Genomic DNA, 24,679 nt, shown 5'->3' with positions numbered 1-24,679 from the left:
CGTGGACGACCCGTTGATCATCGCGGGCCGCGAGTTCCGGTCGCGGCTGGTCACCGGCACCGGTGGCGCGACGAACCTGTCCGTGCTCGAACGCGCGCTCGTCGCGTCCGGCACCGAGCTGACGACCGTCGCCATGCGGCGCGTCGACTCGGCGGGCCGGACCGGCGTGCTGGACCTGTTGCGGCGCCTGGGAATCGGCGTCCTGCCGAACACCGCGGGCTGCCGTTCGGCCGCTGAGGCCGTGTTGACGGCACGACTGGCCCGCGAGGCGTTGGAGACGAACTGGGTCAAACTGGAAGTCGTTGCCGACGAACAAACCCTGCTGCCCGACCCGGTCGAACTGCTGGACGCCGCCGAGCAGTTGGTCGACGACGGCTTCGTGGTACTGCCGTACACCAACGACGATCCGGTGCTGGCGTTGAAGCTCGAGGACATCGGATGCGCCACGGTGATGCCGCTCGGGTCGCCGATCGGAACCGGTCTCGGGATCCGCAACCCGCACAACATCGAGCTGATCGTGTCGCGCGCGTCCGTGCCGGTCGTTCTGGACGCCGGCATCGGTACCGCGTCCGATGCCGCGCTGGCCATGGAACTCGGGTGCTCGGCGGTGCTGCTGGCGACGGCGGTGACGAGGGCGGAGAAGCCGGAGCTGATGGCGGCGGCCATGCGGGCGGCGGTCGAAGGGGGCAGGCTCGCTCGGCTGGCCGGCCGAATTCCGCAACGTTTCTGGGCACAGGCGTCTTCACCCGCACTCTGAGCCGTCTTCCCTGGGCGATGGGTAACCTTGAGCATTACCCCGCCGCACGCGTGGCCGCGCGCGGCGCGAGCTCATCACCACAGGAGGACATGAGAGCCGTGACGGCCCCCATTGACGCCGAGGTCGAGGACGCGACCGCGCGCCTGTACCTGGCGATCGGCCGGCTGGCCCGGTTGCTGCGCCGCACCGGATCCCCTGGACTCGGCCCCGGCGCGGTCTCCGCGCTGGCCACCCTCGCCCGCTGCGGGCCCATGCGGCTGGGCGACCTCGCGACGAAGGAGGGCGTCGCCCCGCCGACGCTCTCCCGCATCGTCGCCGCCCTCGTCGAGGCCGGCTACGTCAAGCGCGAGCCGGACCCGCAGGACGGCCGCGCCTGGCTCGCCACGCCGACGCCCGAGGGCGAGACGATGGTGTCCGGCGTGCGGTCCGCCCGCGTGCGCGAACTGCAGCGCCGGATCGAGCAGCTGGCGCCGGAGCACCAGGCCGCGCTGGTCAGCGCCCTCGACGCGCTAGAGACGCTGGTCGGCGAGGACAGCAAGTAGGGCCTCGTTGAAGGCGTCGAACTCACGAACGAGCACGTCGCGGGTCTGGGCGAGCACGGCCTCGGCCATGGGACCGCTGAACTCCTCCGCGTTCACGAGGCGGGTGCCGCCGGGGTGCTCGTGCAGCTCCCAGCGGTGCCTGCCGAAGAACTGCTCGGGATCACCGCCCTGCGACCTCAGCACGTAGGGCTCCTTCGAGGTGATCTCGCCCTCGAAGTCCCGTGCGAACGGCGTGCCCTTACCCGCCCGCACCTTCGTGCGCGTGCCGTCCACCAGCATGTACTCCATCACCGGGTTCCACGTGGAATAGGCGGAGAAGTCCACCAGCACCTCCCACACGTCGTTGATCGGCGCGGGGATGACCAGCTCTGTCCTGACCTCATTTTCCTGCATGGTTGTTCAGTCTAATGGGCTCGGTAAAGTTGTTTTCATCGTCGGGATCAAGGGACAGGTGCAGCAGCGCGGCGTCGAGCGACGCCGCGAGATCGTCGACGCCGCGATCGAGCTGTTCGGGCGCAACGGGTACGCGGGCACGGGTGTCGCGGCCATCGCCAAGATCGCCGGCGTGACGCCGTCCGCGGTGATCCACCACTTCGGTTCGAAGGAGAACCTGCTCAAGGCCGTCCTGGACGAGTTCGACGCGCGTGCCGCCGCGCGGGTCGGTAGCCGGAGCCTGCGTGAGGCGTTGCTCGAGGACGCCGAGTACACGATGGCGCACAAGGGACTCGCGACACTGCACACCGTGCTGCAGGCCGAGCACATCGCGACCGACTCGGCGGTGCGAGACCGGTTCCGGGCGCGCAACCGCTTGCTGCGCGGGCATTTCGCGGCCGAACTGGGTGACGCGGGCGCGACCGAGCTGATCGCGTTCCTGGAAGGCGCGCTGACGGTGTGGCTGCTCGACCCGGAGACCACCGATCTCCGGGCCATGTACGAGCACTACCTGTCGAGCCGCCACATCGGCGACACCGGGCCGACGCCGCCGCCCAGCGGGTAGGACGCCTCGACCGACTTCACGATGAAGTCCTTGCCGAACCGCACGGCCTCCGGCACATCCGCGCCGCGGGCGAGCGCCGAGCTGATCGACGACGCGAGCGTGTCGCCGGACCCGTGCGTGTGCTTGGTTTCGTAACGCGGACCCGGCAGCTCGATGAAGTCCCGGCCGTCGAACAGCAGGTCCAGGCACTCGGGGTCGTCCCACATGTGCCCGCCCTTGACCAGCACCCACTGCGGGCCGAGCGCGTGCAGCGCCTCGGCCGCCTTGCGCTGGTCGTCGCGGTCCCGCACGGTGATCCCGGTGATCAGTCGCACCTCGTCGAGGTTGGGCGTGACCAGGGTCGCGCGCGGGAACAGCAGCCCCCGCAACGCGTCCAGCGCGCTGTCGGCCAGCAGCTGGTTGCCGTGCATGGACGCGGCGACCGGGTCGACGACGAACGGGATACCGGACCCGCCGATCCCGACCTCGTCGAGCGCGGGTGCGATCGCCTCGATGATCTGAGCGGACGCGAGCATGCCGGTCTTGGCGGCCTGCACGCCGATGTCCTCGACCACCGAGATGATCTGAGCGGCGACGACGGACGGTGGGATCTCCACGAAGTCCGTGACGCCCAAGGAGTTCTGCACGGTCACGGCGGTGACCGCGGTGCAGCCGTGCACCCCGCACGCGAAGAGCGTGCGGAGGTCGGCCTGGATGCCCGCACCACCGCCGGAGTCGGATCCGGCGATGGTGAGGACACGAGGTGGCGTGGTCATTCCGTCATTCCACGACCGGCAGGTAGACCTTGTTGCCGTGGTCGGAGAACTCGTGCGACTTCTCGGACATGCCGGCCTCAATGGCCTCCACAGTGGACAGTCCGCGTTCCTCGGCGTACTTGCGGACGTCCTGCGTGATCTTCATCGAGCAGAACTTCGGCCCGCACATCGAGCAGAAGTGCGCGGTCTTCGCCGGTTCCGCGGGCAGCGTCTCGTCGTGGAACGAACGGGCCGTGTCCGGGTCCAGCGACAGGTTGAACTGGTCCTCCCAGCGGAACTCGAAGCGCGCCTTGGACAGGGCGTCGTCCCAGTCCTGGACGCCGGGGTGACCCTTGGCGAGGTCGGCCGAGTGCGCCGCGATCTTGTACGTGATCACGCCGGTCTTCACGTCGTCGCGGTTGGGCAGGCCCAGGTGCTCCTTGGGCGTGACGTAGCAGAGCATCGCGGTGCCCAGCCAGCCGATCTGCGCGGCACCGATCGCGGACGTGATGTGGTCGTACGCCGGCGCGATGTCCGTGGCCAGCGGGCCGAGGGTGTAGAACGGCGCCTCGCCGCACCACTCCTCCTCCAGCCGGACGTTCTCGGCGATCTTGTGCATCGGCACGTGGCCGGGGCCCTCGATCATCACCTGCACGTCCTTCGCCCGCGCGATGTGCGTGAGCTCGCCCAGGGTCCTCAGTTCGGCGAACTGCGCCTCGTCGTTGGCGTCCGCGATCGAGCCCGGCCGCAGGCCGTCACCCAGCGAGAACGTCACGTCGTAGGTGCGCAGGATGTCGCAGAGCTCCTCGAAGTGCGTGTAGAGGAAGCTCTCCTTGTGGTGCGCCAGGCACCACGCGGCCATGATCGAACCGCCGCGCGAGACGATGCCGGTCACGCGCCGTGCGGTCAGCGGGACGTAGCGCAGCAGCACGCCCGCGTGCACGGTCATGTAGTCGACACCCTGCTCGCACTGCTCGATCACGGTGTCGCGGTAGACCTCCCACGAGAGCTGCGCGGGATCGCCGTTGACCTTCTCCAGCGCCTGGTAGATCGGCACGGTGCCGACCGGGACCGGCGAGTTGCGCATGATCCACTCGCGCGTCTCGTGGATGCGCTTGCCGGTGGACAGGTCCATGATCGTGTCGGCGCCCCAGCGGGTCGCCCACACCATCTTGTCGACCTCGTCCTCGATGGACGAGGACACGGCCGAGTTGCCGATGTTGGCGTTGATCTTGACGAGGAACTTCTTGCCGATGATCATCGGCTCGGCCTCGGGGTGCTTGCGGTTCAACGGGATCACCGCGCGGCCGATGGCGACCTCGTTGCGGACGAACTCCGCGTCGAGGTTCTCCCTGGTCGCGATGTAGCGCATCTCGGGGGTGATGATCCCGGCCTTGGCGTACGCCAGCTGCGTGACGGCGCCGTTGATCGGTTCCCGTGCGGCGATCCACTCCGACCGCAGCGGCGACAGTCCACTGTGGACGTCGATCACCGCGTTGTCGTCGGTATATGGACCGGAAGTGTCGTACAGGTCGACGTGCTCGCCGTTCGTGAGTTCCACCCTGCGGAACGGCACACCGTCGCGGTACACCTTCCTGGAGCCCGAGATGGGCCCGGTGGTCACGTTCGGCCGGACCGAGCGGTCGTCAAGTGCCGTCACGACATTTCCTCCCTACGCCGGCATTACCCGGTCAGGTTCAGGCGGTCGGTGACACCGTCGAGTCACCCTCTCAGCCCGCTGTGGCGCGAGCTCCCGCGTGTTGAGTTGTCCGTCCGACCATAGCCAGGGCGCGCCGTGGCTGCCAAGGGGGCGGTTTGGGCCTACTCTTTCCCGCGTGGCTGATCACCAGCCGTACCCACCCGGCGCGCGACGAGGCGAACGTCCCGCAGTGGTCTCCGCGTGCCCGTCGTGCGGCGAGCTGGCCGGCCGCGGCTATCCCGAATGCCGGTACTGCGCCGAGCTGCTCGACCAGTTCTGGTTGGCGGACTGGGAAGTCCTCCGATCCATGGAGCAGCTCGCGGACCGTGAACTGGCCGAGCTGGTGATCGGCGCCGACGTGGGAAAGTACCCGTGGACCTGCGTCGACTGGGCGATGACGCTGCTCGCGTGCTCGCGGTGCGGCGCCGAGCTCGGCACCGGTCCGGTCGAATGCGTGCGGTGCGCGGTGACCGAGGAACGCCGGTGGTCGTGGGACCACTCGGCGCACCCCTACACCATGAACGGCAACGAGCACATGCTGCGCGTCGCCCGAGCGGCGATGCGGGCACCGCACCGCCGCCGATCGACCGTCGTGCAGACCTGGCGGTTGCTGCTGCCGTTCCTGGTCGCGGGCCACGTCGTCGAACCGCACCATCTGGACCGGATCCGCGCCCACGTGCTCGCCGGCGGATATCCGGCCCTCGCCGAGTGCCACGACCTGGCCGAGCTGGCCGGGCTCCCCGAGCTGTTCTGGCGCCGGGGCGACCCGATCTCAACGCGGGTCGAGTACCAGCCGGACTCCGAGCGCCAGCAGCACGCCGCCCGAGATCTTTTCCAGCGCAAGGCGGACGCGCGAGCGGCTGAGCCAGGCGCGGATGCGGTGCAGAATGCCGACGACGACCAGGTACCAGGCCGTGTCCACTAGGACCCACACCATCGCGAACAGCAACAGCAGGCTCGTGTTGTCCGACGGCACGAACTGCGGCAGGAACGAGATCGCGAAGACGCCCAGCTTCGGGTTCGCCAGGTTCACGATCAGTCCGGACCGGAACGCGCTGCTCGCCGGCGGTGCGGTGAGCTCGTGCGGCTTGCTGAGCAACGCCTTCACACCCAGGTAGACCAGGAACAGCGCGCCGCCGATGCGTAGCGCGTGATAGGCGACCTCCGAGGCCGTGAGCAGCACGGACAGGCCGAGCGCCGCGGCGATCGCCCAGCAGGCGACCCCGGCCTCCATGCCGATGACCGTGGCCAGCGCCGCGCGTCGCCCGTGCACCGACTGTCGCAGGACCAGCGCCGTGCCGGGTCCGGGCGACAGTGCGATCAGGAACGACGCCGCGATCAGCGCGGCCAGGTTGTCCAACATGCTCTGATGGTCGCTGGTCGGTGCAACTGGGTTTCAGGGTTGACCTGGAGCGCGCTCCAGGAGCCAGCATCAGGTGCATGAATCGAACACTGGGGCGTTCGGGAATCGAGGTGTCCGCGCTGGGCGTGGGCACATGGGCGATGGGCGGTCCGTGGTGGGGCGGTGACCAGCCGCTCGGCTGGGGACCGGCGGACGACGCCGAGTCCGTGCGGGCCCTGCGGCGGGCGTTCGAGATGGGCGTGACGCTCTACGACACCGCGGACACCTACGGGTGCGGGCACGCGGAGACGGTGCTCGGCGAGGCTTTGCGTGACGTGCGCGACGACGTCGTGATCGCTTCCAAATGGGGTTACACGTTCGATGCCGGCACCAAGCAGGCGACCGGTGAGGACGCCTCCCCGGAGTACCTGCGGTCCGCGGTCGAGGCGTCGCTGCGGCGGCTCGGCACCGACCGCATCGACGTCTACCAGCTGCACCTGACGAACCTGGAGTTCCCGCTGGCTCTCGAGCTGCGGGACGCGTGCGAGGAACTGGTCGCCGCGGGCAAGATCCGGTGGTACGGCTGGAGCACCGACGACCCGGCGCGGGCGGCGTTCTTCGCGACGGGGGAGCACTGCACGGTCGTGCAGGCGCGGTTGAACGTCATGGAGGACGCGCCGGCGATGATCGCCGTCGCCGAGGAGCACGACCTCGCCGTGCTGTGCCGCAGCCCGCTCGCGATGGGTCTGCTGGCGCGGGAGTCGTTCGACCTGCCCCGTGATGACGTGCGCGCCCTCGCACCGGAGTGGATGGAGTACTTCGTCGACGGGCAGCCGTCACCGGCGTTCTTCTCGGCGCGGGAAGCGTTGCGTTCCTCGTTGACCGCGGGCGGGCGGACGCTCGCGCAGGGCGCGCTGGCCTGGCTCTGGGATCGGTCGCCGCGGCTGCTGCCGATCCCCGGTTGCCGGACCGTCGCTCAGGTCGAGGAGAACGTCAGTCCTCTTCTCGCGGCTCGGACGGATCCCAGCTGAGTCCCGGCTGACCCCACTCGTTGGCCTTGAGCATGCGCTTGGCGTCGCGCTTGTTCCGGCCGACGAGGCGGTCGAGGTAGAGCAGTCCGTTGAGGTGGTCGGTCTCGTGCTGCAGGCAGCGCGCGAAGAACCCGGTGCCCTCCACCTCGACGGGCTCGCCGTGGCCGTCCTGGCCGGTCACCTTGGCCCACGATGCGCGCCCGGTCGGGAACGCCTCGCCGGGCACGCTCAGGCAGCCCTCGAAGTCGTCCTCCGGGTCCGGCATGGTCTCCGGGATCTCGGACGTCTCGAGCGTCGGGTTGCACACGACGCCGCGGAACTGGTTGCCGTCGTCGTCCGGGCAGTCGTAGACGAAGACGCGCAGGTCGACACCGATCTGGTTGGCCGCGAGCCCGACGCCCTCGGCCGCCTTCATGGTCTCGAACATGTCTTCGATCAACGTGCGCAGCTCGTCGTCGAAGGCCTCGACCGCGCGCGTCGGGTTGTGCAGGACGGGGTCGCCCGCGATCCGGATCGGGTGCACTGCCATGGGGAAACCCTAAGCGACCCGGAAACTGTCGGTGTCGGGCGGTAGGTTGGATGTGATCACGTGATGTAATGCACCGCACGAAATGACACGCGTGTGGTTACCGCTAGGAGCCAGATGGAAGCCGCAGAGGCGCTCGCTCCGGCTGACGGGTTGACCAGCCGGGAACTGACAATGCTGGCCTTCGAACGCCAGTGGTGGAAGTACGCGGGCGCCAAGGAACAGGCCATCAGGGAACTGTTCGACATGTCCGTCGTCCGGTACTACCAGCTGCTCAACACGTTGATCGAGAAGGAAGCCGCGATGGCGGCCGAACCGTTGCTGGTCAAACGTCTCCGCGGGGTGCGCGGCGACCGCCGCCGCGTCCGCGCTCGTGCGAGGGGTGCCGAGTGAGCTCCCCCGACTCGGCCGGAGTCTCCCGGCCCGCGAAGGCCGCCGGATTCGCCCTTCTGGGTGTAGCCGCGGTCGCTCTGGTGATCGGCGTCGTGTCGCTGTTCAGCGGCGGCTCGTCGAACGAGGGCAATGCCGCGACCACCACGTCGCCGCCTTCGTCGGCGCCGGCTCCGGTGACGACCACGGAGCCGCCGTCCTCGGCCGCGCCGACCACCACCACTACTACAGCTCCGCCCACCACCACGGCTCCGCCCACGACGACCGCGCCCCCGCAGACGCCGTCCGCGCCCAAGGTTCCGGTGCGGGTCTACAACAACAGCACCATCACCGGCCTGGCCGCGCGCGCGTCCGACGACGTGAAGCACGCCGGGTGGGAGGTGTCGGAGACCGGCAACTACTCGCAGGGCCAGATCCCGACGACCACGATCTACTACCGGCCGGGCACGGACGAGGAGGCGTCGGCGAAGGCGCTGGCCGAGGCGTTGCGCGCGCGGGTGGAGCCGCGGTTCGACGGAATCAAGAACGCCGCGGCGGGCGTGATCCTCATCGTGACCAACGACTACCAGGGCCCCAGCCGAGCCAAGTGAACGGGCGGCGCCGTTCCTACGCCGCCCGCAAACTCATCGGGAGGCCGCGTAGGCCGCGAGCGAAGCAAGCTGCGCGGGATCCAGCGACGGCCGCACGGTCTGCCGCGCCTTCGCGAGGTGCGCCTTGGTGACCTCGGCAGCCTCCAGCGACTCGCGCATCGCGGTCAACGCGGCCTCCCGCACGAGCGCCGCGCAGTCAGCGGCCGAGTACCCGTCGAGGTCTCTTGCAAGCGCGTCCAGGTCGACGTCCGACGCCAGCGGTGTGTTGCGCGCCGAGGCCCGGAGGATTTGGGTGCGGGCGTCCGCGTCCGGCGGCGGCACGTAAACGAGCCGCTCGAGCCGTCCAGGCCGCAACAACGCGGGATCGATCAACTCGGGCCGGTTGGTAGCGCCGAGAACAACGACGTCCCGCAACGGCTCCACGCCGTCGAGCTCGGTGAGCAACGCGGCCACCACCCGATCGGCAACGCCAGAATCGCTCGACTGCCCCCGCCGCGGCGCCAACGCATCAACCTCGTCGAGAAACACCAACGCGGGCGCAGCATCCGCGGCGCGCCTGAACAGCTCGCGAACCGCCCGCTCCGACTCGCCGACGAACTTGTCCATCAACTCGGCACCCTTGACGGACAACACGTTCAACTGCCCGGTCCCCGCCAACGCCCGCACAAGGAACGTCTTCCCACACCCCGGCGGCCCGTACAACAACACGCCGCGCGGCGGCGCGACGCCGAGCCGTGCGAACGAGTCGGGGTAGCGCAGGGGCCACAGCGCGGCCTCGGTCAGCGCCTGCTTGACCTCCGCCATGTCGCCCACGTCGTCCAGCGTGAGCCCACCGGTCGACAGATTGTCCGAAGTGGACATAGAAATCGGCCGGACCGTGTTGAGCGCACCCATCAGATCCTCTTGCGCCACACGGGGTTCTTGTACGTCGCGCTGCCGGAGTGCGGACCGCACGGCAGCCTCGCGCCGCAGTGCGACCAGGTCGGCGGCAACGAATCCCGGTGCCCGTTCCGCGACCTTTCCGAAGTCCACATCGGACTCCAGCGGCACGTCCCGCAGCAACACGCGCAGGAGCTCGGTCCGGGTGGCCGTGTCGGGCAACGGAAGCGTCAGCTCGCGGTCGACGAGGTCGGGCGTGCGCAGCCGCGGGTCGATCGCCTCGGCATGCGCGGACGTGACAACAAGGGCCAGGCTGGGTTTTATCGCGGCGCGCAAGGTATCCAGCACAACCGTCGCCACCGGCGGCGGACTAGCAGCCGGCAACAGCGCGTCCACGTCCGTGATCAACAAAACCGTAGGCCGGTCGGGCGCTTTGGCGATCGCGTCGGTAAGCCGCTTGGCCGTAGCACCCGCTTCCAGCACCGCGATCGACGGCGCCGCGATCTCGATCACCGCGGCGTCCACGCTAGCCGCGACCGCCCGCACGAGCGTCGCTTTGCCGACGCCTTCGGGTCCGCTGATCAGGGTCGCCAGCCGGGGCGCCGCACCCAGACGGGTGAGCAGCTCGGGCTGGTGGAACATCAACTCCAGCCATTCCGCCAGCCGCCGCGCCTGGTCGCGCTGGCCGACCAGATCAGCCAGCGGCAGGGCTTCGTGCTGCGGCGCGATCGCGGTTTCCGCGATTGTGGTTCCGCCGATTGTGGTTCCGCCGATTGTGGTTTCGGCGACCGCGGTCCCGCCGGCGGCCGCGGTTCCGGCTGCTGTGGTTCCGGCGGCGGCGTTCCGGGCGGCTTCGGCGGCGGCGCCGGGGGTGGCGTCGCGCCACGCGACGACCGTCGACGACTGCACCGCAACCGGACTAGCCGGGTCGCTGGACGTGATGGTGATCAACTCGTTGGTCCACGTCATCCCGATCGCGTGCGACAGCTGACGCCGCGCGAGCGAGACGTCCGAACCCGGTGGCGGCGCGAGGTCCTGGGGGAGCAGCGACACGGAGTCGCCGACCGTCAGGACCTTCCCGGTCAGCGCCAGGCGCAACGTCTCCGGCGTAACCGACGTCGACGCGAGCCGCGAGCCGGCAACGGTGATCGCGCGCGCGGGCGTCACCGACACCGGCGCCACCACGACCTCCGAGCCCTCGACGATGCCGAGGTTGGACAACGTCACGTCATCCACAAGCACAACGCCAGGCGGGTGCTCGCCCGCGGCGGCCAGCGCCGCGCTGACGCGGGCCCCGGTCAGGCGAACCGCGTCCCACGCCCGCAGCCCCAGGGCGTCAAGCACCTCGGGGTGCAGCCGGACGACGCCGCGGCGGGTGTCCAGCGCGGACGGGGACAGCCTGGCGGTCAGCGTGATCACGGCACGGACTCTAATCCGCCTCGCCGCGCGCGGGAGGCTTCACCGGACCACAGCCGCTCCGCCGCACTGGCACCTCGCCGAACCTGCGGAGGCCCAGCCGCTCCTCGAGCACGCCCCGTGGTGCCGAGCACGCCCCGCTGCGCTGGCGCGCCCGGCCGACCGGTCGCGCCGTGCCCGAGGCCGCCTCCCCGCACCGGCCCTCGCCGTATCCACGCACTGCTGTCTCGCCGTGCCGGGCACGCCAGGCCGTGCCGTGCCGGGCACGCCAGGCCGTGCCGTGCCGTGGCCCCGCTGGCACCGAGGCCCAGTCGAACTTGCGGAGGCCCCGCTGCTCCACGCCTCGTCATACCGGGAACGTCTCACCGCATCAGTACTTCGCGCCCGCTGCACCGACGCTCGCTGGGCCGAGCAATCCTGCTGTGCCGCAGCCCGCCGCATCGACGCACCGCATTCCGCCGGCTGCTGGACCGCCGACTCGCCGTACCGAGAAGGCCCCGCCGTACCAAGAAGGCCCGCCGCCCGCCCCGCCCCGCCGTATCAAGGAGGCCCCGCCGCACCGATAACGCCGCTGTGCCCGCGCGCTTCCTTATGCGCTCAAAGCGTACCGCCGGGGTCTGACAATTCCGGCACCCCCGAAGCGTGAGCCAACTTCCGGCGTCACCTGAAAGTGTCAGGGCTTGTGGTGGCGGCGCAGACCCAGCTGGCGCCAGCTGCGCCGACGGCCCGTGCCGTTGCCGGCGATCGCGTTGGCCTTCTCGGCGGCGGCCGCCGTGGTCGCGTCGCGTCGCGGACGTCGGACGGCGCGCATGGCGGCACCTGCGACTCGACCGTGCAATGGCTGCCGCAACCCAAGCCGCCGAGCAGCCACCCCGTGAGCCCGCTTGATAGCGCGCCGCTCAACCCCAGTGACCTCCCAGGCCTCCGGGTGCTTGGCGAGCCAGCGGTAGCGGCGCACCGAGTACGGCAGGTGGCCCAGGTACACCAGCATCGCGAGGATCAACGCGGCAAGGGGAAAGGTGATGATCGCGGCGGCCAGCAGACCTACGCCGACCAGCCCAGGAGCGACCAGCCTAGGCGGCACCTTAATAGTCTTCACCGAAAGCGTGGGGATACGAGAGACCAGCAGCATGGCGATACAGACAGTCCACGCCATGACGAACAAAGTCCCGGACCACCAGCCACCACGCCCGACCTGCTCATCAACGATCAGAGGCAGCAGCAACAACAACCCACCGGCCGGAGCGGGCACACCGACGAAGAACTCCTTCGCGAACGGCGGCTGCTCCACCTCCAGCAAGGTGTTGAAGCGCGCCAGGCGCAGAACCATGCACACCGCGAAGATCAGGGCGATGACCCAGCCCTCGCGCGTGTTGTCGAACCTCCAAATGTAGATGACGAGCGCGGGCGCGACGCCGAACGAGATCGCGTCGGCCAGTGAGTCGAGCTCGGCGCCCATCTTCGACGTGGCGTCCAGGAGCCTGGCGATCCGGCCGTCGAGGCCGTCGAACACCGCGGCCGCGGCGATCGCGCCGATCGCCGCACCCCACATCCCGATGGTCGCGAAGTGCACCGCCGAGAGGCCCGCGCACATCGCCAGGACCGTGATCGCATTCGGCAGCAGCCGGATGCCAGGCCCGCTGGGCGCCACGGATCAGCCCTCCGGAAGCTCGGCGAGAACCGTCTCGCCACCAATGGTGCGCTGTCCGGCCTCGACGAGCGCCCGCGAACCGCGCGGAACGTAGAGGTCGACCCGGGAGCCGAAGCGGATGAGGCCGTACGTCTGGCCGGCGGCGACCTTCTCGCCCTCGGTCACCTCGCACACGATGCGGCGCGCGACCAGGCCGGCGATCTGCACGACGACCAGGTCGTGGCCTTCAAGGGTCCGCAGCCACACGGTGTTGCGCTCGTTGTCCTCGGACGCCTTGTCCAGGTCCGCGGACAGGAACTTGCCGGGACGGTAGGAGACCTGACGGATCTCACCCGCGGCCGGGACGCGCTGCACGTGCACGTCGAACACGGACAGGAAGACGCTGATCCGGATCATCGGCGTAGTGCCGAGGCCGAGCTCGGCGGGCGGTACTGCCTCGACGACATGCGACACCGTGCCGTCCGCGGGCGCGACCGCGATGTTCGGGCGCGACGGCGTCACGCGCTTGGGCTCGCGGAAGAACCACGCGACCCAGGCGGTCAGCACCGCACCTACGACGCCCAGGCGCTTGGAGAAACGGCGCAGAACGAATGTCGCGACCGCGGCGCCGATGACGAACGGGCGGCCGTGCGGGTTCATCGGCGGGACGATGCCACGCGCGAGTTCGAGGAAGTGGGAGACGGGCTTCTCGCTGCTCATCGTGTCGGGGGTTCCGTAGCTTCCGGGAGTGGTCGGGCGGGAACACGCTACGCCAACGCCGGAAAGCTCCGGTTCGGACGGCCCGTGCATCCCCCGACGAATGCACGCGCCGTCCATCGCCTACCGAACAGTGTAATCCCGGTCACACGGCGTGAACAACGTCGAAGGGTGAGCGTTCCATCACAGCCCGTCCATGCCCATCTCACGCAACTGGGCTCTGAGCTGCGGAACCAGAACCGGGTCGGCGACGGCCGGCCGCACGAGGTCGTCGGGGTAGACCACCGCGCCATCCGCGAACCGCAAAGTGAATACGCCGCCCCAGTTCAGCTCGAGCCGGGCGCGGCCGGTGCGAACCAGGGCGTCCGCGATCGCGAAACCGAGCAGCTCGCTCACCGCGTCGACGGCGGCGCGCAGCGCGTCGGCCTCGGACACGGTGGGGTCGACCGTCCCGCCGGTCAGCTTGCGCAGCTCACCGCGGGCCAGCGCATCGAGCACGTCGCCGAGGGTGTCGCCGATGCGGGCGACCCGCCCCGCGTGGGCCAGCAGGGCGGCCTGTCGCGTCACGTGCGCGGGACCGGCCAGTTCGACGATCTCCGGCCAGTCGGCGATCGGTCTGGGCTCCAGCAGCTCCTGTGCGAGGTTGTCGAGACCGTTCACCACGGTCCACCCCGGACGTTCGTCGTCCGGAACAACCTCGGGACCGGGCATGCCCGCCATCGCCGCGACCCGCTCGCGGACCGGCGGGTGGCTGTCGAACACCGACGTCGGCTCCTGGTCGGCGTACACCTCCTGCAGCTCGCGCAGCTCGTGCACACGCCGAGGGTGGTCGAGGTACGCGCGGAACCCGGCCAGCAGCGGCGGCATCCGCTCCGCGTGGTCGGCCAGCGACACGTACGAACCGACGAAGTCCGTCCACGCCTCGTGCAGCGGCCCGATGCGCTGCAACGCGCGTTGTGCGGTCGGCCGGCCCGCGGCGAGCACGGAGCGCGAGTCGGCGTACAGCTCGTGCTCGCGGCTGACCGACGCGGCGACCAGCGCGTACAGCCGCGCGTACGCGAACAGCACCGGGCCGAAGCCGAAGCCGTTGACCAGGCCGTCCTGCGCGTCCTCCAAGGCGAGCTTCGCGCGGAACGTCGCCTCGGACGCCTTCGTGTGCCCGCCGCCGTAGTGCCCCAGCTCGTGCGCCAGCACCGACCGCAGCTCGCCGACGGACAGCCCGGCCAGCAGCGGCAGGCCCAGCCGCAGGTACCGCACGTCGCGGTGTTCCCACACGGCCGCGTTGGCCTCGGCGACCAGACGGATGTCGTCCGGCGACCGCGTCTGCGCGAGCGCGGCCAGCTCGTCGACGTGCCGCCACAGCTCGGGCTGAGCCTCACGGGTCAGCGGCACGCCGCCCGGTTCCGGCCGCGCGTAGATCGCGCGCAGCAACGACCAGCCCATCGGCACGCCCACGCCCAGGCCGATGATCGTCAGCCAGATCGCGCCGCCGGGGTCTTCCTGGCGCAGCCACACCCAGACGGCCAGGAACAGCAGTCCCACCGACAGCAGACCGCCCACGACGAAGTACCCGGCCAACAAGGCCAGTGCCAGCACGGCTCTCATGCGATCCCCCAGGTCACATCAGCATGCGAACCGTGACTGTAGATCCGGCGGGCAGTTCCGTCGCGTCTTCCGGCACTTCGATCAGGCAGTTCGACAGCGCCAGCGCCGACAACAGGTGCGAGCCGGGCCCGCCGACGGGCGTCACCACCTGGTTGGACTCCGGGTCGTAGGCACCGCGGCGGAACTGCGTCTTCCCGAGCGGCGACGTGATCGCGCTGGTCAGCGCGGCCTGCGCCATCTGCCGCTCGACGACGGTGTGGCCCATCGACGCGAGCAGCGCCGGGCGCACGAACACCTCGAACGACACCTGCGCGCTCACGGGGTTGCCGGGCAGCGTGACCACGGCCACGCCGCCGTACCGGCCCGCGCCCTGCGGGCCGCCGGGCTGCATCGCCACCCTGGTGAACTCCACGCCCCGGCCGGTGAAAGCGTCCTTGACCACCTCGTAGGCGCCCGCGCTCACGCCGCCGGACGTCATGATCACGTCGACCGACCGCAGGTGCGGCGCCAGCGCGGCGTGGAACTCGACCACGTCGTCGGGCACGAACCGCAGCAGCTTCGCCTCACCGCCCGCCTCGCGCACCGCGGTCGCCAGCATCAGGCCGTTCGACTCGTAGATCTGGCCGGGCAACAGGCGGTGGCCCGGTTCGACGAGCTCGGATCCCGTCGAGAGGACCAGCACCCGAGGCCGCCGCCGGACCGGCAGCGCGGCGAACCCCAGCGCCGCCAGCAGTCCCAGCTGCGCGGGCCGCAGCACGGTGCCAGCGGTCAGCACGGTGTCGCCGGCGCGCACGTCGTCCGCGGCGCGGCGGATGTTGGCGCCCTCGGCGACCGCGGAGTTCACCCGGACGGTGGCCGTGCCGCCGTCGGTCAGCTCCACCTGGATCACCGCGTCCGCGCCGGGCGGGACCGGCGCGCCCGTCATGATCCGGTGGGCGGAACCGGCCGCCAGGTGCTTCAGATCGGTCTTGCCCGCCGGGATGTCGTCGGCGACCGGCAGCTCCACGGGCGCGCCCGCGATGTCCGCGGCGCGCACGGCGTACCCGTCCATCGCCGAGTTGTCGAAGGGCGGCAACGAGATGGGCGCGACGACGTCCTCGGCGAGCACCAGACCGAGGCAGTCGGCGAGCGGCAGCTGTTCGACCGGCATCCGGCCGATGAGCTCCGCCACACGGTTCCTGTGGTCAGCGACTGTGGTGAGTGGCACGCGTGCATACTGCCAACCGACCACGAACACAGGGGGACGCAGTGCAGGTCAGGACCAGGCACACGCCTACGTTCGGCGTGGCCAGGCTGGTCATGGCACCGGCCGAGCTGGTGCTCGTCGACCCGGAGACGGTGCTCGCGACCAGCTACGGACTGGGGTACGAGCGCAAGGGCAAGGGCAGCAAGCAGGTCGGCCTGTGCACGGCCGGGCCCGAGGGTGGCTGGGTCGACGTGGCGCCGCCGTTTCCCGGCGACCTGCACGTCGTCGAACTCGACGGCAACACCGGCTGGTGTTTCGCGAAACTCGGGTGGCTCGCTTCCGGAAGTACCGTCCGGACGGACGCCGACGCACCGCCGTTGCGCGCATTGTTCGGCGGCGGAGAGGGTTTCCTGAACTACGCGACCGGACAGGGATCCGTGGTGCTCGCCTGTTGCGGCACGCTCGACGTCGTGACGCTCACGGAAGGCGAACTCGTGACTCTGGACAGCGACCATGTCGTCGCGTTCGCGGACAGCGTGCAGTGCCGGTTGCGGGCCGCCGCACAGGACGGTCCACAGTCCATCCGCACTGGTGAGGGACTGATGTTCGACTTCGCCGGACCGGGGCTCGTGCTGACCCAGACTCGGGGTCCGCGGCAACTCGTCAACTGGTTGCGAGCCAACGGAGTCAGCTCTCGTTCATGACTCCGTAAGGAGGTATCCGAGTGGTCTTTCTTCTTTTAGCGTTGCGTTCTGCTTGCGTGACTTGAAGGAGGACGTCTTGGCTCTCGGTACCGTCAAGTGGTTCAACTCCGAAAAGGGATACGGCTTCATCGCAACCGACGGCGGGCCCGACGTGTTCGTGCACTACTCGGCGATCCAGATGGAAGGCTTCCGGACCCTCTCGGAGGGAGACCGGGTGCAGTTCGAGGTGCAGGCCGGCAGGGACGGGCGGAGCCAGGCCTCCGACGTCCGCCGTGCTTGATCACAGATAGGTCCAACACCCGGCACCGCCATTCGGAGGGACGTTAGGCTGCCCGCGTGTCTGATGACCTGAGCGGGCGGCGGATCGGCCATTACCGAATTGACGGTGTGCTCGGCCGTGGTGGCATGAGCGTGACCTACAAGGCCACGGACGTCAGACTGGGTCGGAAAGTCGCGCTCAAGGTCATCGGCGAACACCTGACCGCCGACGCGGAGTTTCGCGAGAGGTTCGTGGACGAGGCGCGCAACACCTCGGCCATCGACCACGCGAACATCGTGCCGCTGTACGACTTCGACGAGGTCGACGGACTGCTCTACATCGCGATGCGACTGGTCGACGGCGTGGACCTCGCCGGTCACATCAAGGAAGGGCCGCTGTCGCCGGGCCGCACCATGACCCTGCTCGGCCAGGTCGCCGAGGCGCTGGACATGTTGCACGGCAAGGGACTCGTGCACCTCGACGTGAAACCCGCGAACGTCCTCGTCACGACGAAGGAGGCGTCGCGGGAGCACGTCTACCTCGCCGACTTCGGCCTGACGCGGCGCGGCGCCACCGGCCACCGCACCCGGACGGGTGATTTCCTCGGTTCGCCGACCTATGCCGCGCCCGAGCACCTGCGCGGAGAGCCGGTCGACGGACGCACGGACCAGTACGCGCTGGCGTGCATGCTGTTCGCCTGCCTGAGCGGCCGCCCGCCGTTCCAGGGCGGTGTGCAGGAGGTCATCCAGGGCCACCTCGGTGGCGAGGTGCCCGCACTCAGCCAGATGGTCATGCTGCCGCCCGGCATCGACGACGTCATCCGCAAGGGCACCGCGAAGGACCCGAACCAGCGCTACGCCAGCTGCGTCGACCTGATCAACGCCGCGCGCGGTGTGCTCGCCCCGCTGATCAGCGCGGGCGGTGGCGCGCCCATCCCGCGGCAGCCCGCGTCCGGGTCGATCCCGGCGCAGTCGCTGCCGGTGTCCGGGCCGACGCCGGTGCAGACGCCGTCCTACCAGCAGCCGCATCTCGCGGACCCGGTCCGGCTCCGGCCGCCGACCCAGATGGGCGCCAGCGCGTTCACGACCACCGCCACGAAGGAGCGCCCGGCGTGGCTCGTGCCGGTGATCGCGGCCGCGGCGGCGATCGTGCTCATCATCATCGTGGTCATCATCCTGTCGCCGGGCGACGAGCCCGCGCGTGGACCGGGCAGCTCCTCGTCGTCGTCGCCATCGCTGCATGTCGGGGACAACACGTCGAGCAAGAAGCCGCTGCCGACGTCGGTCTCCGTACGCCCGTCCCGCTGACCTGGCCGTCTTGCACTCGACCCGTCCGAGTGCTAAACACGACTTAGCACTCGGGCAGCCCGAGTGCCAACAGTGTGGCTAGGACTGGTGAGGCCGCCTTCCGAGGGGGTCGTCCGTCGCGGGCACCAACCTGGCCAACGCACCGTGTTCCGCTGTGGACGTGTGTCCACAGTGGCCCCAGAATCCACAAAGGCGGAGGAACACACCGCAATGGCCAAGATGATTGCGTTCGACGAGGACGCCCGCCGCGGTCTCGAGCGGGGCATGAACACCCTCGCTGACGCCGTCAAGGTGACGCTCGGCCCGAAGGGCCGCAACGTCGTGCTCGAGAAGAAGTGGGGCGCGCCGACCATCACCAACGACGGCGTCTCCATCGCGAAGGAGATCGAGCTCGAGGACCCGTGGGAGAAGATCGGGGCCGAGCTCGTCAAGGAAGTCGCGAAGAAGACCGACGACGTCGCCGGTGACGGCACGACCACGGCCACCGTGCTGGCCCAGGCGCTCGTGCGCGAGGGTCTGCGCAACGTGGCCGCCGGCGCCAACCCGCTGGGCCTCAAGCGCGGCATCGAGCAGGCCGTCGAGGCGGTCGCCGAGCAGCTCCTGAAGGCCGCCAAGGAGATCGAGACGAAGGAGCAGATCGCTGCTACCGCGTCCATCTCCGCCGCTGACCCCACGATCGGCGAGCTGATCGCCGAGGCGATGGACAAGGTCGGCAAGGAAGGCGTCATCACCGTCGAGGAGAGCAACACCCTCGGTCTCGAGCTCGAGCTCACCGAAGGCATGCGCTTCGACAAGGGCTACATCTCCGGTTACTTCGTGACCGACCCCGAGCGTCAGGAAGCGGTCCTCGAGGACCCGTACATCCTGCTGTTCGGCTCCAAGATCTCCACGGTCAAGGACCTGCTGCCGCTCCTCGAGAAGGTCATGCAGTCCGGCAAGCCGCTGCTGATCATCGCCGAGGACGTCGAGGGCGAGGCCCTGGCGACCCTGGTCGTCAACAAGATCCGTGGCACCTTCAAGTCCGTCGCCGTCAAGGCTCCGGGCTTCGGTGACCGCCGCAAGGCCATCCTGCAGGACATCGCGATCCTGACCGGTGGCCAGGTCATCACCGAGGACGTCGGCCTCAAGCTGGAGAACGCCGACATCTCGCTGCTCGGCAAGGCGCGCAAGGTCACCGTCACCAAGGACGAGACCACCGTCGTCGAGGGTGCCGGCGACGCCGACCAGATCCAGGGTCGCGTCAACCAGATCCGCGCCGAGATCGAGAAGTCGGACTCCGACTACGACCGCGAGAAGCTGCAGGAGCGCCTGGCGAAGCTCGCCGGTGGCGTCGCCGTCATCAAGGCGGGTGCCGCGACCGAGGTCGAGCTGAAGGAGCGCAAGCACCGCATCGAGGACGCGGTGCGCAACGCCAAGGCCGCCGTCGAGGAGGGCATCGTCGCCGGTGGTGGCGTCGCGCTGCTCCAGGCTGCCGAGGCCGCCTTCGCGGGCCTGCGTCTCACGGGCGACGAGGCCACTGGTGCCAACATCGTCAAGGTCGCCGTCGAGGCGCCGCTGAAGCAGATCGCCGTCAACGCCGGCCTCGAGGGTGGCGTCGTGGTGGAGAAGGTCAAGGGTCTCGCCGCGGGCGAGGGCCTGGACGCCGCCACCGGTGAGTACAAGGACCTCGTCGCCGCGGGCATCATCGACCCGGCCAAGGTGACGCGTTCCGCTCTGCAGAACGCCGCGTCGATCGCCGCGCTGTTCCTGACGACCGAGGCTGTCGTCGCGGACAAGCCGGAGAAGAACGCCGCTCCGGCCGCGCCGGACGCCGGCGGCATGGACTTCTAGTCCCTGCTTCCACTCACGAAACGCCCTCCGGCTCCGGCCGGGGGGCGTTTCGCTTTGCCGCGAGTCCTCAACTCAACCCCGCCGAGTCCTCACTTCACCCACCCAACTCTGGGTGCCGAACCGCCAACTCGGGGGCCCTGAACGGGGGACTCGTGGGTGCTGAACGGGGGACTCGCCGGGGTTGGGCCGAAGACTCGCGCGTGTCCTACGTTCCTGCACCGTGTGTCCCACGTTCCCGACCCGCACCTACGCCACGCGGGAGCCCCGCGACGCGTGACACGCCACGCGGGGCTCCCGCGTGGCGTAAGCGATGGTGGGGGTCAGCGGCCTGAGCCGAAGCAGACGAAGGGGCGGCGTAGCGGGTCAAGGGATGTGGCTTCGGCCAGCGCTTGGGCGATTGGTTTGCCCTCCGCCAGGAGCTTGTGGAAGTCGTCCATTGTCAGGGCGGCTGCGTGGTCGCCGACCTTGTTGACCGCCGCCACCACGGTGTGCGAGCCGCTTGCCAGGAGAGCTCCCGCGAAACCCAGGGCCTCGTCGCCCGGCCGGATGTGCGACAGGGCGAGCTCGCACGCCGCCAGCACCACCTGCTCGGGAGGGTGTGCGAGCCGAGCCGTTTCGTGGGCGAACAGAGGACCGTCGAACAGTTCGAGCCGCGAGAACAAGGCGTTGTCGGCGGCATGCACGCCGTGAGCCGCGATGTGTGCCAGCCGGGCTCCGTTCAAAGCGCGGAGCACATCGGCGGTTTTCCCTTCCGCCAGCAGAACCGCGGACGGGAAGACAGCCTGCAGACGGTGGACCTCGCCGACGCTTTCCGGCAGGTCCGGCCCACCGACCAGGACGACACGGGAAGCGGACGACCGGGCCTCGGAGGCCGAAAGCCAAGCGGTAGCGGACGGAGCGACGACCACCGGCCGGCCGGACAGCGAAGGCAGCGCACCCCACGGAACCGCGTACAGCTCGCCGGTCGGCACCACCACCAGGTCCCGCGCGCCGATCAACGGCAGCAGCGGCGTGATCAACTGAGCATCCAGCAGAGCCGCGCGACGGGAAGCCGACACCGTCACTGCCTCGACCAGAGGCCCAGGCAAGTGATCAGGAGCCAGAACGTCCAGATCGGCGTGGAGCTGCCGGGTGATCTCGGCGGCATGCAAGGCGGAACCCAGGCGCACCAAGGAAATCGAGGCCCCGGTCACCACGAGAGCCGCCAGGGAGTCGTCGTGCACCACGAAGCTCACCAGGGCACGGGTACCAAGGCGCGCCATGACATCCGACAACGAACACACCGGCCGCGGCCGGCCCCACGGCGAGGTGTGCCAGCCGAGCCGGGCGACCTCCCGGCGGAGCACGTCGAAGCGGGCCTCCAGGGCTTCCACCGGACGGCCCTCCAACCGGGCCTGCTGCAAGGTCCTTGCCAGGGAACGGGATTCGGTCACCCGTGACGCCAGAACAGGATCATCGATCACCGGCAGCGGTTCGTAGCGGTACACCTGCGCGCGCGTCCGTTCCACCCAGTTGAAGACCTCGGCCGGGTCGCCCGCGCCCAGGACCAGGCCGACCGCCAGTTCGCCCAGCTCGCGGCCGTGGACGGCGGTGCCGCACAACAGGTCCAGGCCGCCCATGCGGTCGCGGACCTGCGACAGCTCGGTCATCCCGGCGTGCGCCTCGGCCAGGGCGCGTTTGGGCGACGAGGCCAGCTCGGCCCGGCACAGTCGCAGCAGCATGCGGTGGTCGATCGGGGTGTGCGGGCCGGGAGCGGGTACCGAAGCGACCAGATTCCTGGCCGTCGCAACGGATCCGCGGCGGTAGGCGAGACGCACGGCCAGCATGCGCGCCATCGACGCCTCGTCCGCCAGGCCGATGGTCGCCAGGCGGTCGGCCAGCGCGGTGGCCTTGGCCGGCGACGCGGAACGGGTGGGCCGGCCGGTCATGGCGATCAGCGCGTCGGCCCGCATGCGGGTCAGGGCGGCGACCTCGGCCCACGCGCCGCTGCCGCGCCGGGCGAAACGGGTGCGGGCGGCGGCGGCCAGGGAGCGGGCGAGGGGAAGGTCGCCCAGCAGCAACGCGGTCGCGGCGCGGGCCAGTTCGGCCTCGGCCAGGTCCTGGGACGCGCGGTTGCGGCGCAGTTCCGGCAGGGCCTCGTCGAGGTGGTCGGCGGCCTCTTGGGCCAGTCCTGCCGCAAGCAACGCGCGGGCCTGGTCGATCTGCGTGCGGGGGACCAGGTCCGGGGCCAGGCGGCGGAAGATGCGCTCGGCCTGTTCGTGGTGGTCCAGGGCGCCGGGAATGTCGCCGCGAAGGTGGGCGATGTCGCCCAGGTTGCCCAACGCCTTGGCCTGCAACACTTCCAGGCCGTGCTCCTGGGCCAGCGCGAGGCTGTGCCGCATGTCCTGCTCGGCCGGACCGATCTGGCCGTTGTCGATGTAGCTGCGGCCACGGTTCAGGATGGTCCTGACCAGCACCGCGGGGTCGCCGACGCCGGCCGCGCGGGCCTGTTCGAACAACGGGACCGCGCGCGAGAAGAGCTCCAGGGCTTCGTTGATGCGCAACGCGCGCAGCAGCACCAGGGCGTGCTGGCTGTGCACGAGTCCTTCGAGCTCCGCGCGTTCCGGAGAAGAAGGCACCGCCAGCAGCAGGTCGGCGGCGGTGCCGAGATGGACCAGGCCGTCCGCGACGGACGCGATCTCCGCCTCGGCGTAGGCGAGCGTGCACAACACCCGCACGCGCACGGAGATCGCCTCGGGTGCCCCCACCGGAAGTGCCCGCAGCGCCTGCCGCAACAACCTGACCGCCTCGGCCGGTCGTCCCTGCGCGGCCGCCTTCTGTGCCCGCACCCGCAGCTCGGCTGCCGCCGCGACACCCTCGGAGGGATCACCCACCTACCTATGGCAGCACATCAGCGGTGCAAGATGCGCCCTCCGAAGGACCCTAGTGATGACCCCGATCGAGTGGCGTCACAGCATGATCGTCGGGGTCACGACTGTTCGTCCCGGTTCACCACGCGAGTTCACGAGGTGCACGAGGATCTGCGTCGTGCCGGTCGGCACGTCCGCCAGCACGAACCGGCCGCCGTCATCGGCCTTCGTCGTCGTCGACTGGTGATCGGCAACCCGCACCTCGACGGTGTGTTCACCAGCCGGTACGAGCCAGCCGTCGATGCGGTGGCGCGAGCCGGTCGACGTGAAGTTGACCATCAGCGTCAGGTTGTCGACGGTGAACGTGATCGTTCCCGTCTGGCCGCCGCGCACACCGGCGAACGAGCCGGCGCGCTCCCACCGCGCGACCTCCACGTCGAGGTCCTCGAGGGCGATCGCGAACTTCACGCGGTCCAGCAGGTCCGCCGGCGGTGGATCGAGCTGATCCACCAGCCTGTTCAGTTCGGAGAGGACAGCGGTGTCCTCGTGGCCTCTACGGTCGTCGCGCGGGTCGATGTCGTTCACCGCGATCCTCCTTCCGTTTCCAGATAGCCCCGCAACAGGGTCAAGCACCGTCCCCTGGTCGGGCCGATGCTGCCGTGCGGCATCGACAGGGCCTCCGCGACCGCGCGGTACTCCGCGCGCCCCGCGAGCACCGTCAGCCGCAGCAGTTCCTGGCAGCGCCTGGTCAACTTCCCGAACGCCGCCCACAGGCGACGGTCCCGGTCGTCGATCAGGGTCACGTCCTCCGGCAGTCCGGTCTCGGACTCCAGTTGTTCGGCGTACTCGTCGGACAACGCGGTCTCGCGCTTGTTGGGTTGCCAGGTGCGACGAGCTTCACGCCTCGCCGTGACGACCAGCCACCCGACCAGCGCCCTCGGCTCGTGGAGCTTCTCGAGGTTCTTGAGGAACGCGAGCCAGACCGTCTGGACGACGTCTTCGGCCACGTTGCGATCCAGGCCCTGTCCGCGTGCGACGTGCCACACCAGCGGTGTCAGCTCGTCGACGAGTACGTCCAGCGCCTGCCGGTTCCCGTCCCGCGCCGCCTCGATGCACACGGCGTGGCGTTCGGTGCCTTCAAGTCCGTCCCACGGCGGATGTTCGTCCGCCGTGTGCAGCTCGCCCACACCACACCTCCGATCGGCCGCCCCACGTCGGCGCCGTCCGCCAACACAGGAGGAGCCAACTGGACGGTAGATACAACGTTCACTCGAATGGAGCAGTATCAAGCCGCGCCGCTGACCATCTTCCTCCGGGAATGCCGACGGCCCGTGACTCCCCCTCGGCGTCACGGGCCGTCGTGGGCGGAAGCGGAACCTGATCGGACCCCTCGAACCGATCGGGAGCGCCCCGCGTCCTTCCCTCAGACCCCAGAACCGTTGGTCTCGTGGTGACCGGTGGTCTCGCCGCCGCCGTTGGTCTCGTGGTGTCCGTCCGGGCCGACAACCGACCCTTCGGGGCAGAACGGGCAGTTGGGGCAGGTGTCCAACGGCGGGGCGTAGCGAGGTTTTGTGACCGTCTGCTCACTCATGGTTACCCCTCCTTAGTCCGGTCACGAGGACCGGCTACCTGTTCAGAGCAGTCAAACGAGACGCAGATACAAGATGTGCAATCAGACGCGTGAAGTTG

At 69.8% G+C, this 24,679-nt stretch carries 25 protein-coding genes and 1 riboswitch; of the genes, 10 read left to right on the top strand and 15 right to left on the bottom strand.

Features of this window, described 5'->3' with window-relative positions; translation table 11 throughout:
- Nucleotide 1 precedes the first annotated feature (1 nt).
- Together QSK35_RS24680 and QSK35_RS24675 are read left to right on the top strand one after the other, a co-directional pair.
- Nucleotides 2-757 carry a thiazole synthase gene (locus tag QSK35_RS24680; protein ID WP_285749852.1) on the top strand — a complete coding sequence of 252 codons (756 nt, stop codon included), beginning with the start codon at nucleotides 2-4 and terminating at the stop codon, nucleotides 755-757.
- A 98-nt stretch (nucleotides 758-855) separates the two neighbouring features.
- On the top strand, nucleotides 856-1,299 hold the full coding sequence (locus QSK35_RS24675) for a MarR family winged helix-turn-helix transcriptional regulator (protein ID WP_285749851.1): 444 nt from the start codon (nucleotides 856-858) through the stop codon (nucleotides 1,297-1,299).
- On the opposite strand, the gene QSK35_RS24670 is transcribed toward QSK35_RS24675, so the two are convergent.
- Nucleotides 1,267-1,692, bottom strand: a complete 426-nt coding sequence (locus QSK35_RS24670) for an SRPBCC domain-containing protein (RefSeq protein ID WP_285749850.1) — start codon at nucleotides 1,690-1,692, stop codon at nucleotides 1,267-1,269. The genes QSK35_RS24675 and QSK35_RS24670 overlap by 33 nt on opposite strands.
- Here QSK35_RS24670 and QSK35_RS24665 point away from each other — a divergent pair.
- Nucleotides 1,691-2,296 (top strand): TetR/AcrR family transcriptional regulator, encoded by a 606-nt coding sequence (locus QSK35_RS24665; protein ID WP_285749849.1) that lies wholly within the window; start codon nucleotides 1,691-1,693, stop codon nucleotides 2,294-2,296. The genes QSK35_RS24670 and QSK35_RS24665 overlap by 2 nt on opposite strands.
- On the opposite strand, the gene thiD is transcribed toward QSK35_RS24665, so the two are convergent.
- From thiD to QSK35_RS24650, 3 genes are all read right to left on the bottom strand, one after another.
- Entirely contained in the window at nucleotides 2,239-3,051 is an 813-nt protein-coding gene (thiD, locus tag QSK35_RS24660; protein WP_285749848.1) for a bifunctional hydroxymethylpyrimidine kinase/phosphomethylpyrimidine kinase, read from the bottom strand. The genes QSK35_RS24665 and thiD overlap by 58 nt on opposite strands.
- 4 nt (nucleotides 3,052-3,055) lie before the next feature.
- Nucleotides 3,056-4,690, bottom strand: coding sequence for a phosphomethylpyrimidine synthase ThiC (gene thiC / locus QSK35_RS24655; RefSeq protein WP_285749847.1), 1,635 nt, complete (start codon nucleotides 4,688-4,690; stop codon nucleotides 3,056-3,058).
- Nucleotides 4,682-4,797, bottom strand: a riboswitch (TPP riboswitch). (Overlaps the previous gene by 9 nt.)
- A gap of 704 nt (nucleotides 4,798-5,501) precedes the next feature.
- Entirely contained in the window at nucleotides 5,502-6,092 is a 591-nt protein-coding gene (locus QSK35_RS24650) for a LysE family translocator (protein WP_285749846.1), read from the bottom strand.
- 77 nt (nucleotides 6,093-6,169) lie between these two features.
- Here QSK35_RS24650 and QSK35_RS24645 point away from each other — a divergent pair, with 77 nt between their 5' ends.
- Nucleotides 6,170-7,102 (top strand): aldo/keto reductase, encoded by a 933-nt coding sequence (locus tag QSK35_RS24645; protein WP_285749845.1) that lies wholly within the window; start codon nucleotides 6,170-6,172, stop codon nucleotides 7,100-7,102.
- Here QSK35_RS24645 and QSK35_RS24640 read toward each other — a convergent pair.
- Nucleotides 7,065-7,631, bottom strand: a complete 567-nt coding sequence (locus tag QSK35_RS24640) for a peptide deformylase (RefSeq protein ID WP_285749844.1) — start codon at nucleotides 7,629-7,631, stop codon at nucleotides 7,065-7,067. The two genes, QSK35_RS24645 and QSK35_RS24640, sit on opposite strands and share 38 nt — an antisense overlap.
- A gap of 114 nt (nucleotides 7,632-7,745) precedes the next feature.
- Here QSK35_RS24640 and QSK35_RS24635 point away from each other — a divergent pair, with 114 nt between their 5' ends.
- Nucleotides 7,746-8,021: a DUF3263 domain-containing protein gene (locus QSK35_RS24635; RefSeq protein ID WP_285749843.1), complete on the top strand. Its 276-nt coding sequence runs from the start codon at nucleotides 7,746-7,748 to the stop codon at nucleotides 8,019-8,021.
- The gene (locus QSK35_RS24630; RefSeq protein WP_285749842.1) at nucleotides 8,018-8,608 is read left to right on the top strand and encodes a LytR C-terminal domain-containing protein; all 591 of its coding nucleotides are present in this window, start codon (nucleotides 8,018-8,020) and stop codon (nucleotides 8,606-8,608) included. The genes QSK35_RS24635 and QSK35_RS24630 overlap by 4 nt, the downstream gene beginning before the upstream one ends.
- Before the next feature lie 33 nt (nucleotides 8,609-8,641).
- On the opposite strand, the gene QSK35_RS24625 is transcribed toward QSK35_RS24630, so the two are convergent.
- From QSK35_RS24625 to moeA, 6 genes are all read right to left on the bottom strand, one after another.
- Nucleotides 8,642-10,906 (bottom strand): AAA family ATPase, encoded by a 2,265-nt coding sequence (locus QSK35_RS24625; protein WP_285749841.1) that lies wholly within the window; start codon nucleotides 10,904-10,906, stop codon nucleotides 8,642-8,644.
- A gap of 10 nt (nucleotides 10,907-10,916) precedes the next feature.
- The gene (locus tag QSK35_RS24620; RefSeq protein ID WP_285749840.1) at nucleotides 10,917-11,243 is read right to left on the bottom strand and encodes a hypothetical protein; all 327 of its coding nucleotides are present in this window, start codon (nucleotides 11,241-11,243) and stop codon (nucleotides 10,917-10,919) included.
- Between the two features lie 333 nt (nucleotides 11,244-11,576).
- Nucleotides 11,577-12,554 carry a CDP-diacylglycerol--serine O-phosphatidyltransferase gene (pssA, locus tag QSK35_RS24615; protein WP_285749839.1) on the bottom strand — a complete coding sequence of 326 codons (978 nt, stop codon included), beginning with the start codon at nucleotides 12,552-12,554 and terminating at the stop codon, nucleotides 11,577-11,579.
- A 3-nt stretch (nucleotides 12,555-12,557) separates the two neighbouring features.
- Nucleotides 12,558-13,253, bottom strand: a complete 696-nt coding sequence (locus tag QSK35_RS24610; RefSeq protein WP_285749838.1) for a phosphatidylserine decarboxylase — start codon at nucleotides 13,251-13,253, stop codon at nucleotides 12,558-12,560.
- Nucleotides 13,254-13,433: 180 nt separating this feature from the next.
- Complete coding sequence (locus QSK35_RS24605) at nucleotides 13,434-14,855, bottom strand: M48 family metalloprotease (protein WP_285749837.1); 1,422 nt, start codon at nucleotides 14,853-14,855, stop codon at nucleotides 13,434-13,436.
- Between the two features lie 13 nt (nucleotides 14,856-14,868).
- A complete protein-coding gene (gene moeA, locus QSK35_RS24600) occupies nucleotides 14,869-16,062 on the bottom strand; it encodes a molybdopterin molybdotransferase MoeA (protein WP_285749836.1) in 1,194 nt (397 codons plus the stop codon).
- Nucleotides 16,063-16,103: 41 nt separating this feature from the next.
- Between moeA and QSK35_RS24595 the strand changes: the two genes are divergently transcribed.
- From QSK35_RS24595 to groL, 4 genes are all read left to right on the top strand, one after another.
- On the top strand, nucleotides 16,104-16,745 hold the full coding sequence (locus QSK35_RS24595) for an AIM24 family protein (RefSeq protein ID WP_285749835.1): 642 nt from the start codon (nucleotides 16,104-16,106) through the stop codon (nucleotides 16,743-16,745).
- A gap of 76 nt (nucleotides 16,746-16,821) precedes the next feature.
- Nucleotides 16,822-17,025 (top strand): cold-shock protein, encoded by a 204-nt coding sequence (locus QSK35_RS24590; RefSeq protein WP_285749834.1) that lies wholly within the window; start codon nucleotides 16,822-16,824, stop codon nucleotides 17,023-17,025.
- Between the two features lie 56 nt (nucleotides 17,026-17,081).
- Nucleotides 17,082-18,311 (top strand): serine/threonine protein kinase, encoded by a 1,230-nt coding sequence (locus QSK35_RS24585; protein WP_285749833.1) that lies wholly within the window; start codon nucleotides 17,082-17,084, stop codon nucleotides 18,309-18,311.
- A gap of 210 nt (nucleotides 18,312-18,521) precedes the next feature.
- Entirely contained in the window at nucleotides 18,522-20,141 is a 1,620-nt protein-coding gene (gene groL, locus QSK35_RS24580; RefSeq protein WP_285749832.1) for a chaperonin GroEL, read from the top strand.
- 320 nt (nucleotides 20,142-20,461) lie between these two features.
- Here groL and QSK35_RS24575 read toward each other — a convergent pair whose 3' ends face one another.
- The 4 genes from QSK35_RS24575 to QSK35_RS24560 all read right to left on the bottom strand — a co-directional run bounded on the left by QSK35_RS24575 (nucleotide 20,462) and on the right by QSK35_RS24560 (nucleotide 24,581).
- The gene (locus QSK35_RS24575; protein ID WP_285749831.1) at nucleotides 20,462-23,014 is read right to left on the bottom strand and encodes a CHAT domain-containing protein; all 2,553 of its coding nucleotides are present in this window, start codon (nucleotides 23,012-23,014) and stop codon (nucleotides 20,462-20,464) included.
- A gap of 75 nt (nucleotides 23,015-23,089) precedes the next feature.
- The gene (locus QSK35_RS24570; protein ID WP_502881714.1) at nucleotides 23,090-23,512 is read right to left on the bottom strand and encodes a carboxypeptidase regulatory-like domain-containing protein; all 423 of its coding nucleotides are present in this window, start codon (nucleotides 23,510-23,512) and stop codon (nucleotides 23,090-23,092) included.
- Nucleotides 23,513-23,571: 59 nt separating this feature from the next.
- Nucleotides 23,572-24,177 (bottom strand): RNA polymerase sigma factor, encoded by a 606-nt coding sequence (locus QSK35_RS24565; RefSeq protein WP_285749829.1) that lies wholly within the window; start codon nucleotides 24,175-24,177, stop codon nucleotides 23,572-23,574.
- 236 nt (nucleotides 24,178-24,413) lie between these two features.
- Nucleotides 24,414-24,581, bottom strand: coding sequence for a hypothetical protein (locus QSK35_RS24560; protein WP_285749828.1), 168 nt, complete (start codon nucleotides 24,579-24,581; stop codon nucleotides 24,414-24,416).
- Nucleotides 24,582-24,679 lie beyond the last annotated feature (98 nt).

This window comes from Lentzea sp. NBRC 105346 (assembly GCF_030269605.1).
Taxonomy (GTDB): domain Bacteria; phylum Actinomycetota; class Actinomycetes; order Mycobacteriales; family Pseudonocardiaceae; genus Lentzea.
This window is presented reverse-complemented; position numbering and strand designations above follow the sequence as displayed.